General features: G+C 41.4%; 12 protein-coding genes and 1 pseudogene. 2 read left to right on the plus strand and 11 right to left on the minus strand.

What is annotated here, in order from left to right:
- Positions 1-107: 107 nt before the first annotated feature.
- From Q0Z70_RS12035 to Q0Z70_RS12065, 7 genes are all read right to left on the minus strand, one after another.
- Positions 108-407 carry a hypothetical protein gene (locus Q0Z70_RS12035; RefSeq protein ID WP_298074850.1) on the minus strand — a complete coding sequence of 100 codons (300 nt, stop codon included), beginning with the start codon at positions 405-407 and terminating at the stop codon, positions 108-110.
- Between the two features lie 338 nt (positions 408-745).
- Positions 746-2,017, minus strand: coding sequence for a type II toxin-antitoxin system HipA family toxin (locus Q0Z70_RS12040; protein ID WP_298074852.1), 1,272 nt, complete (start codon positions 2,015-2,017; stop codon positions 746-748).
- 3 nt (positions 2,018-2,020) lie between these two features.
- A complete protein-coding gene (locus Q0Z70_RS12045) occupies positions 2,021-2,341 on the minus strand; it encodes a helix-turn-helix transcriptional regulator (protein ID WP_009036646.1) in 321 nt (106 codons plus the stop codon).
- Between the two features lie 766 nt (positions 2,342-3,107).
- Positions 3,108-3,230: a hypothetical protein gene (locus tag Q0Z70_RS12050; RefSeq protein WP_298074860.1), complete on the minus strand. Its 123-nt coding sequence runs from the start codon at positions 3,228-3,230 to the stop codon at positions 3,108-3,110.
- A 71-nt stretch (positions 3,231-3,301) separates the two neighbouring features.
- A complete protein-coding gene (locus tag Q0Z70_RS12055; protein WP_298074862.1) occupies positions 3,302-3,508 on the minus strand; it encodes a hypothetical protein in 207 nt (68 codons plus the stop codon).
- Positions 3,509-3,556: 48 nt separating this feature from the next.
- Complete coding sequence (locus tag Q0Z70_RS12060; protein WP_298074864.1) at positions 3,557-3,760, minus strand: hypothetical protein; 204 nt, start codon at positions 3,758-3,760, stop codon at positions 3,557-3,559.
- Between the two features lie 277 nt (positions 3,761-4,037).
- Positions 4,038-4,730, minus strand: a complete 693-nt coding sequence (locus tag Q0Z70_RS12065) for a hypothetical protein (protein WP_298074866.1) — start codon at positions 4,728-4,730, stop codon at positions 4,038-4,040.
- Between the two features lie 240 nt (positions 4,731-4,970).
- On the opposite strand from Q0Z70_RS12065, the gene Q0Z70_RS12070 reads away from it, so the two are divergent.
- Both Q0Z70_RS12070 and Q0Z70_RS12075 read left to right on the plus strand, forming a co-directional pair.
- Positions 4,971-5,387, plus strand: coding sequence for a helix-turn-helix domain-containing protein (locus Q0Z70_RS12070; RefSeq protein ID WP_298073315.1), 417 nt, complete (start codon positions 4,971-4,973; stop codon positions 5,385-5,387).
- Positions 5,303-5,986, plus strand: coding sequence for an IS630 family transposase (locus tag Q0Z70_RS12075; protein WP_298074868.1), 684 nt, complete (start codon positions 5,303-5,305; stop codon positions 5,984-5,986). The genes Q0Z70_RS12070 and Q0Z70_RS12075 overlap by 85 nt, the downstream gene beginning before the upstream one ends.
- A 529-nt stretch (positions 5,987-6,515) precedes the next feature.
- On the opposite strand, the gene Q0Z70_RS12080 is transcribed toward Q0Z70_RS12075, so the two are convergent.
- The 4 genes and pseudogenes from Q0Z70_RS12080 to Q0Z70_RS12095 all read right to left on the minus strand — a co-directional run.
- Entirely contained in the window at positions 6,516-6,821 is a 306-nt protein-coding gene (locus Q0Z70_RS12080; protein WP_298074870.1) for a helix-turn-helix domain-containing protein, read from the minus strand.
- A gap of 228 nt (positions 6,822-7,049) precedes the next feature.
- A complete protein-coding gene (locus Q0Z70_RS12085; RefSeq protein ID WP_298074872.1) occupies positions 7,050-8,450 on the minus strand; it encodes a DUF6043 family protein in 1,401 nt (466 codons plus the stop codon).
- 62 nt (positions 8,451-8,512) lie between these two features.
- Positions 8,513-9,218 (minus strand): annotated as a pseudogene (locus Q0Z70_RS12090) (PDDEXK nuclease domain-containing protein); the annotation flags it as partial.
- A gap of 95 nt (positions 9,219-9,313) precedes the next feature.
- A partial coding sequence (locus Q0Z70_RS12095) for a transposase (RefSeq protein ID WP_298074874.1) occupies positions 9,314-9,600 on the minus strand: 287 nt, incomplete at its 5' end.

Here is a 9,600-nt window from a genome sequence, read left to right on the forward strand (position 1 = left end):
TCATGAAACGTCATCAACGCATCGCACCTCTGTTCTCTGACGATTTTTGGGTGACACGTTGACGAAGTCAGGAAAAAATAAGGAAGAATTGGTGTTATATTTCGCTGTTATTCATCATCTTCATCGAGATAAGTCCAATCCTTAGTAGCATATTCCTCTTCAAACTCCTCCAAGTCTTCCTTGATACGTTCACGGAAGCACTCTTCGCTATCATCACCACTCATCATCCAATCAACCCGTTCAGCATATATTTCTGCTATACGAATTTGCCGATAGGCTTCCTTCATAACATTTATCGTCTCGTCAGACAGATTCAAGACATCAGCGTTATACGGATAGCGGTCATAAGAACGATGGTGAATTGAGTATAATACCGGAATCTGTTCTCCGTCAGGAGTGTCGGACATATATCGCTTTGTTGATTGGTATACTACGCCATCATCAAAGAATCGTCGGTTTGCGTATTTTGCTTTGCCTTGACAATGGTTTTATCTCTCAGAAGAAAAGATTCTGCGTCTTCATAGCTCCCAAAACTCATGAAATCTTTATAATTATGATATGAGCCAAAAGCTATCTTTCTCGTAAATAGTCCAAAAGTCCTCCTGAATTTTCTCAGGTTTAGGTTTCAATGCCCTCGCAATATCGCGCTCAATAGTATCAGCAATCTCACGCATTGCGTATGTGCTCCTATCAAAATATCCTCCACTCATGGTTATTTCCTCCTTATTCTGATTGAACTAAGATATTAAATACTAACATATTGCTTGCATCTTCCATCCAGTACTTCTGAGAACATTTCGATTTCCCTTTTGGATATGCCTTGACGAACAGCAATTTCTCGCCATCCTTTTACAGCTTCAATCACCTCCGAAATAATCTTTTCTGCTGTTTTACAGTTTAGCATATAGTCTTCGCAAGCATCCAACAAAATACTCAACTCTGCTTTGTTAGAAGTTGGTGAAACAAGCAAACTTTGATACTCATTCAACGTGGGGTTCATGTCATATGCAGGACACAGTGTCCATCCTTTTGCAGTCAAAAGGAAACCATGATTGCGGAAATGGTCGTCACTATTGCCTATGCATATATTGAAAGCCACACGACGGTATAGTTCCTGTAGGTTTCGTTCAACATCGGTACAGCTCTGAATAATAAAGTCGACTATATCCAGATAACCATGCCCGGTAGTTGCATTGTCACCATCACTCAGCCCCAATAAAGTCATGGCAGATGCAAAATGAATACGTTTGCTATCATTAGTTCTATCGAAGCGTTGTGACAGCAATGTATGATATTTCTCTCCTGTTGCCAACACTTTTGTTTTTGCAGCGTTTATCCCTGCTTTTGTGGCAAGCAAATGACTGAAATACTCCCAAAGTCCAACATCATAGTCATCCTTGCGCGATGGAAACTTGGCCACATAAAGAACCTTATCTGTATCTACAACATTGGCTTTAGGCCTTGCACCTCCTAATGACGTTCCCGGTTGCACAAGTTGTGCAATCCATTTCCTATCAGGGAGCATATTGTTTTCTTCACATTTCTCTATCTCGGCACTGGCTGCAATCAGTTCCCGAATATCCGTCAAAGGTGGAATTTTCAATGATTCACTCACATTGATAAATTCGCCATCAAGGTCTTCCTTAAAACGGAATCCACCCATTCGGGAGAAATCATCGATACCAGTCAAGAAATCGAAGGATGACAATCTCCGTACTGGTCGTTTTTCTTCCGCAGCTGCAATTTGCTCACGACGCAACAACAAAGTACGTCCCCAACGATCTGGCAAAGCATCCGAAAAGCATCCGAATATATCCTTGTCCGGTTGTGTATATTGTTGTCCCGGGTAATTATTCAGGTCGTCACTCAAAAACAGATCGCTGTGCTGCCTTAACCATTCATTATTGAACGTAAAACTATAGCTGTCCGTACCACGAAGAGACTCATAGCCTAGTTCGCCAATGAGTTCCATTTCTTTGAGCCAATCGAAATCGGCATATACATACAACTTTTTCATAGATTATTCTTTCTTGGATGCACGTTCTCTTGTTTTCAAACTCAAATCTTGCAAAGCTTTTCCCATTTTATCTTCTTTGGCAAGCAATAGAATATCGTCGTCAAGTTGCAATGCGTACAAAACACGTAGATAGATCCCTATTGCAACAGTAGGAATTCCTTTTTCTATTCTGGACACAGTAAGCGGTGAACAGGTGGCGCGTTCAGCCACCTGAGCCACACTCAGGTTTCTGCGCAATCGAGCCAACTTAATCTGCTCGCCTACAATCTGCATCTTCTGCTCCAATTTTCGGGGAAGTTTGGTTCCCATTGTATTCTTTGCCATTACTACATCAATTTAAGGTGTAAAGCGACTATGTCGATGACTTCACTACAATCAACTTGTCATATAAGATACAAAGATAATACTTTTTATTTATTTAATGATGTATTACACACAGAAAAATGCACGTCTTGGCATAATTAACCATATACATAATCTATTTTGAGCAAAAACTTCCAAAAACTAAATGCTATAATGTTGTTTGTAAGCACCATATACACCTATCAACAAATAATATGTTATTCGTTACAAACGATGCAAATTGTTTATCATACACTCATCATATCAAAGAACTATTTTGCTTGCCAAAAGAAAAAGATAAGACTCCACGCTTAACTTGACTTTAATGACCGATAATATACACGGGCAATAAAGTTAAGTCAAGCAAAGGGAAGAAAAGGCTTCAACCGCTTTTTACTCTTTTGGTCAGCAAACATTATCCATGAGAATATCTTGCATTTAGTTGACACTATAGGCGAAAACATCACGGAATTTTGTACCTTTGTAGCCGGATAGAAGATAGGTGAACTTCATTGAGGATGCAAAATTTCCTCATGGTTCTGATTCATTGAGAAAAGAGTGTAAAACAGCCTCAAAAACAAGTCCAGGAGGCTCAAAAACAACTTTTCTACCGATTAAATTGCAATAATCTATCATTCAAGCAGCTATGTATGCTTGCTCGGGAAATGGTTCAGTACGGAAGTCTTGAAGTGGTAGCCGTCCTTGAAAGCGGCATTGAGCATGGCGGAAAGTGAGGCAAGATGCTTGTTTACTTCTTCATGTAGCCGAGCTCCTCCTGATACTGCACATACTTGTCAATGAGCTGCTCGTCTATGTCTTCCCAGTTGAAGGGGTGTGTCTTGGCGAACGCTTCAAGGACCGTATGCGACACCTTATATGCGTGCAGCGTACCTTTCTTGTAGTTGTTGCCCTTGCGCTTGATGTCACCGTTTTCCGTACTCTTTATATTATACGCTTCCTTATATACTCCAGTACATTCGGCCTGTGGGCTTCCTGCAAGCCCCTGACGAGTTCCGCATTGATTTCAGCCTGTTCCTTCTTCTTTGCTATGATGGTGGTGCGGCTGATTTCGGACGGGTTGACCGTCTTCACCATCTCATACACCTCCAGTATGTCCTTCCTTGTCTGCGCTTCTTCCGGCAAAGCCATCGCTATAGCCGAGATTGAAGCGACGAAAGCCTCTATCTCCTTTTTCTTTCAGAGGAGCGATTCGCGAAGGGTTATGTTCAGTTTGCCACGGGACGGTATCTTTATTGAGCCGTCAACGAAATGAGGCGGGCTTACCGAAACGGGAGACTTGAACTGGGGGCGGTTGGTGCGCGTTATGTCGAGCCGGACAAGTATGCGGCACTCGCCTTGGCAGTCGCTTTTCTTTGCAATGGCGAGGGATGCTTTGGGCATGGCATCTATTTTTAGAGAGTTTGTTAATGATCCAATTGTTCTACAAAGATACAAAAATAATGTCACAAATAATGTCACATAACTGATATTTTATAAAACATTAATAAAACCTCCCAAAATTGCTATACGTTTGTAATATGCTATATATTAATCTTTTATATTTCAATGTTTTCCTTTATTATGATTTTGTTTTCTTCAATATTGGGTATTAGGCTCCCCGATACTAGAATTATCTGGCACATGGGCAAGTCCAGTGCACCGAAGGCTTGAAAAGATGTTAATCATATATAGCTAACTTGTCAGTACGGTAAGTACCATTATTGAACACGATTTTCTTGACCATCTCATTTAGCCTGTCGGCAACGCGGTCGCCATAATGCTCTCGGATCTGTTGCGGTGTGAGGTTGGTCGTAATAATGGTGAAAAGCTGCTCTTCGTAACGCATTGTCAGCAGGTCAATGACAGGTGTATAGACGTTGCCATAGTCCAACACCTCTGACGGTTCTGTGCCAAGGTCATCGATGCCGAGCATATCAACACTGACGATTTTACGGTATGCCTCATAGTTGTTCTTGCAGAGGTACGCAATGTACTTTGCATCAACAATTCGGATTCCATACGTGCCTTCGTTGTATGGTTTGGGAATATGCAGTGTGTTCAGCAATTGTTGGAATGCTTTAAGCATAGTGCTTTTACCATTTCCACATCCACCGCATAGCAGGACTCCGAAATAGGATGATGGTGAGGTAAGCCAAAGAGCCATATCATGTATCTGCTTCTCTATATCTTTGTTAGAACAGAAGATACGATGACGATACTCAACCTCGGCCATACATGCCGCCAACAGATAGTTGTAGGCCATTTCTTTTGTCATGTCGAGTCTAAAACGAGCCTTCGTAGTCCGACGACTTAAAAGGTGTTGCTTCAACCAATCTACGCTTGTCGTGATGTCCTTGTCTGTTACTTCCATTGTTGAATTTGTTGTTTACCGGCTGTTTTACCAGCCAATTTACGAAATGATTCTTGCAGTCATTCTTTTCTCTTTCTGATTGCCCAGTTGCTCTCAGGTACTGAAAGAATATACTGACTTTTTCCTTCACCATTTCTATACTTGCGTCCGTCATGCCTTTTGATAGTAAGTAGATGTTCATAATTAGTTTATATCATATAGATTTGTTACTTTTGCCTCATAAACTTCAAAGAAACACTTATGGGCAAAATCAAATCAATCATCTTAAAGGACTCCGAACGCTTGGCGTTGGAAAGGGGTTTCCGACAAGGGAACAGCCATTGCTTCCGCATGCGTTGCCGTGCCGTACAGCTCAAATCGTCAGGACTTTCAAGCAAGCAGGTAGGTTTGCAGACGGAGATGTCGCATGTATCCGTCAACTTTTGGGTGAAACGTTTCATGCAGGAAGGCATCAGCGGCCTGCAGACCCGCCCCGGTCGTGGGCGCAAGCCTATCATGGACTGTACGGACGAGGAAGTTGTCCGCAAAGCCATAGAACAGGACAGGCAAAGCGTCGGCAAGGCTCGCGAAGCTTGGCAGAAGGCCACGGGCAAAGAAGCGAGCGACCTGACATTCAAGCGTTTTTTATCAGCATTGGCGCAAGATATAAGCGAATAAGAAAACGCCCAAGGGGAGTACCCTCGCCGCAACTCTATGCGTATAAGACCGAGAAGTTGCAAGAACTTGAACACCTGAACATGGACGGCAAGATAGACCTTTATTACGCCGATGAAAGTCATGTATGCACCGAAGGATATGTGTCTTACGGGTGGCAATTCCGTGACGAAGACGTGTATGTCCCATCCGGGAAGTCACAAAGGGTCAACATCTTCGGCATAATTGACCGGAACAACCGCTATCATGGGTTCACCACGACTGAAAGCATTGACGCGTACAAGGTCGTTGAATACCTCGATGCCTTTTCCTTGAACATTAAGAAAGACACCTTCATCGTGCTTGACAATGCGAGCGTACATCGAAACAAGAAAGTACGGGAACTGAGGGCATTGTGGAAGAAACGTGGCCTTTTCCTCTTTTATCTTCCGCCGTATTCCCCGCACCTGAATCTTGCAGAAACCTTGTGGAGGATAATGAAAACCAAATGGATCAGACCGCAGGACTATGTAAGTAGCGATAACCTCTTTTACACTGTCAATAGGGCATTGGCGACTGTCGGGGATACCTTGGGAATTAAACTTAAACATAATGCTGCTTAATTTTGAGTAGTTACTTAGAAGTCGGAATACCGATTCTAGCCAATCTTGATCAGCAATAAACATTCTTTCCAAATCATCCAATTCCAAAACTTTTTTCACATGTGCGTTTGTTATTGAATTTTCTTTGTCTATTTCTTTGTCTTTTAAAGGTGACAACGACTCAGACAACTGCCCCGAGAATTGAGACGGCAACTTATCCGACAACTGGTCAGGTAACTCGCCCGACATCTGACCAGACAACCGCTCATTAGTTTCCGTTAGAGTGTAAAGAGGATTGTCGTTAATACCGGAACCAGGAGTAAAAGTTATAAGCCCCTTTCGTCTCACCCCCCCCCCTCACGTGCCTTCATCACATTTTGTTTGCTTGTATTGAGATAGACACTGACTATCGCGGTGGGACAACGTATTGGCATTCGCCACATCTGCGTGTTGGCTTTGTTAAGCAAGTAGAAGTATAACGCTGCTTCGCTGGTGGTAGAGCCTGAATCTTTTGTCATGCGCCAGAACCTTGCTACTAAATTAAACATGTTCATAGACTCACCTTTATTATTTTTTTAGCGTTAACATTCTTGGACTTGATAAGTTCATCAACAGCCTTCTTTGAATACAAGCTACGTCGTCCAAGTTTATAAGCAGTGATGTCACTATCTTTCTCCATACGCCAGAGTTTGGTGGTGGAAACATGTAGATGGTCACATACCTGGTCACGTGTGTAATACTCTTCTTCAAGTGGTACCTGTTCTACGGGCTTATGTCCGTTTAAGATCTCTTGTACTATTTCTGTTATGAAGGCTTTAAGCTCGCCATCCTGTAACATTATAAAATTTCCTGTCATATAGTTCTATGTTTTGATTCCTGCTGCAAAATTATTGAGATTGCGAAACATAAAACCTCGGCAAAAAATACTGCAATTTCTGCCGAAGTGATATTAACAAAAAAGGATAATATTTAACACTAGTCCTCAAAACATCCGGATAAAAACTAGAAATCCCCTCCGTTTTGCCATCATTCAAAACGAAAGGGAAATAAAAGTCGATTAATGGAAACTGCTACATCTGTAGCACTATTGAATAACGTCAGGTGACATTAGCATTCGGAAACGAACGACTATATTGCGCACGGGCTTCTCTGCTTGCTTTATCTGTTCCTCCATTATACTAATGTTATAGTCTTCTCGATTTGTCAAAGCATGATACAATGCCTCTGCATGATCATAGCCCATCTTAATCTCATACTGAGGAAACTTTTCTCTCAAAGCATTATGGTAACTGCGATAGGAATATTTGTCATTGAGCAGTTGGCATTTGCCCAAAGCCGCATAGATGTACGCAAAGATGGAATCTGTATCATTAAACTGTTTATCTTCTGCTATAATCCTGCCCATCTCCATGATTACCTGGTCACGATATTCTGGACATATCATTTCTTCAAGAAGCAGACAGGTGTCTCTGCGTCCTCTTCTGCCTTTCAAGTCCATAAGTATGGAAGCTACAATTCTTTTTGTAGCACCCTTCTCTATGTTCTTCCATTGACCTTTTGTATATCCTGCATTCTCAAAACTAGCATATACCAGACTTTGTATCGCCTCTCTTCCAAGTGTCTTTATAAAGCCAGGATTGCCATCACTCAAAAGATTTTTTGAAATGATCTCAACCGCCTTTGGGAAGCCGTTATCAAAAGCCAACCAGTAAAGGGTGCTATTAAAATGCGGATTGTTGCTCAGAATTTTCTGTCTGGTTGCCTCATTATTCAAAGATGAGTCCAGAATGCTACCCAGCTTGTCGTGGAATGACAAGTTTTCCGATGACACCATGTTTTTCGTGAATTCATCGGTACCAGGTACAAAGCATGATATTAGTGCCATCATATCCTTGACACCTCCAAGTGAGAATATGTCCATCAGACTATTGAATCCTTTTGTTGCAAAAGTCATGTCACCATCACAAGCCTTATCCACACTGTCAAGGAACTCTGCATACTTTTGGGGATGGTCATAATGCCAACGTCTTAGAGTCAGAAGGTTCAAATCTTTCTCAATAGTTGAAAGTTCTTCTTTTTCTTCCACCTCCTTTTGCTCCACTATACTCTCCACCATCTCCAGCATGTCCAACCTCCGTAATACATCTTTGCGTATCTCAATGCTTTGTAATGCCAGTTCCAGTCCATCATCAAAATACAAATAGCAACAAAGGGCATACAAAAAATCATTGTTTTCTGCTATGGCTTCTGTATAAAACTCATTAATGGTCATATTCTCCTCTTGCAGACACATAAAAACAGTCAAGACATTTATTAGTGATTCTGTGTCAACATCAAATGTCTTGGATATTTTTATTATGTCAGTTTCGGTAGCAAGTGCATGACACAACTCCTTGAACTCTGCATACTCTTCATGGTTATTTGCTAACCATGTAGATAAAACCTCCTTATCTACTGGAATTATTTCTGCATTTCCTTCTTCCATTATTATATATGAGATGTGTAGATTTGTATTGGTATTTGTAACCAAGAAATAATCTCAACTACTTACTTTTCCAACTGTTTTAACAGGAAGTCCTCAAGTGTTTTCTTGTCTAGCAACATGAAGCATGTAGGTTGATACAAAGAATTGATTGTCCATGCCGGCTAGAGCGTATTCCACCATCTTCTTGCCTTTTCGTGTACATAGAAGAATGCCAATAGGAGGATTGTCGCCAGGTTGCATCTCATGCTCCTTGTAATGAGAAACGTAGGCATTGAGCTGCCCAAGGCTCTGATGCGAGAACTCCTCGTCCTTCAGTTCTATAATTACGCCACAATGCAGGATTCTATTATAGAACACCAAGTCAGGGTAATAATACTCGTCATCAATGATAATGCGCTTCTGACGTGACTCAAAACAGAATCCTTTGCCCAGTTCAAGTAGAAAGTCTTGCAAATGACTGATGAGGGCATCTTCTAAATCATGTTCATCGACAATCTCTTGTGCTTTGAGTCCAAGGAACTTAAATGTGAATGGCTGGCGTATCTGTAATTCGTTATTGTCATGACCTTGTAAAGAAGGGAGCGAGAGCATCTTCTCTGGATTCGTACTGATACCTGCTCGCACATAGAGATTAGTGTTTATTTGGCGGCGCAGTTCGCGAACAGACCAAGTACACTTGATACATTCCTGCTCGTAGAAGTAACGAGCAAGAGGGTCATCAATGGTTAAAATCTCACGAATGTGGGAATAAGACAATGCAGAGATAAGTGTTTTCCCTGAGGTGACGAAAAGGTGCGACGCTGTCGCAGACACTGTTCACAATTTTGTGTAAATGGAAACAGGATTCAGTTGTAAGTTTCCTCTTATATCTGTATTCTGTTTTCAAAAATAAGCATAAATTGGTTCATAATCAATCCCCAGTTATGAATAGGCTGTGTCCATTTCTTTTCAATTTCCATCAGTGAGAGATACACGGTCTTCTTAACAGCTTCATCCGAAGGGAATGAAAGCTTTGATTTGGTGTACTTTCTGATTTTCCCGTTCAGGTTTTCAATTAGATTTGGGCTTATATACCAAAAAAGTTGATGAAAATTAGCTAAACTCGCTGTAAATCCTATCTTTAGGGGCAAAAAACAAAAAAGTGCAAAAA

It is taken from the genome of uncultured Bacteroides sp. (genome assembly GCF_947632445.1).
Taxonomy (GTDB): domain Bacteria; phylum Bacteroidota; class Bacteroidia; order Bacteroidales; family Bacteroidaceae; genus Bacteroides.

Coding starts and splice junctions, on each gene's coding strand:
- Q0Z70_RS12060 (WP_298074864.1), bottom strand. CDS start 3,760: ATGCCCAAAGCATCCCTCGCCATTGCAAAGAAAAGCGACTGCCAAGGC.
- Q0Z70_RS12045 (WP_009036646.1), bottom strand. CDS start 2,341: ATGGCAAAGAATACAATGGGAACCAAACTTCCCCGAAAATTGGAGCAG.
- Q0Z70_RS12070 (WP_298073315.1), top strand. CDS start 4,971: ATGGGCAAAATCAAATCAATCATCTTAAAGGACTCCGAACGCTTGGCG.
- Q0Z70_RS12040 (WP_298074852.1), bottom strand. CDS start 2,017: ATGAAAAAGTTGTATGTATATGCCGATTTCGATTGGCTCAAAGAAATG.
- Q0Z70_RS12085 (WP_298074872.1), bottom strand. CDS start 8,450: ATGGAAGAAGGAAATGCAGAAATAATTCCAGTAGATAAGGAGGTTTTA.
- Q0Z70_RS12035 (WP_298074850.1), bottom strand. CDS start 407: ATGTCCGACACTCCTGACGGAGAACAGATTCCGGTATTATACTCAATT.
- Q0Z70_RS12055 (WP_298074862.1), bottom strand. CDS start 3,508: ATGGCTTTGCCGGAAGAAGCGCAGACAAGGAAGGACATACTGGAGGTG.
- Q0Z70_RS12065 (WP_298074866.1), bottom strand. CDS start 4,730: ATGGAAGTAACAGACAAGGACATCACGACAAGCGTAGATTGGTTGAAG.
- Q0Z70_RS12080 (WP_298074870.1), bottom strand. CDS start 6,821: ATGACAGGAAATTTTATAATGTTACAGGATGGCGAGCTTAAAGCCTTC.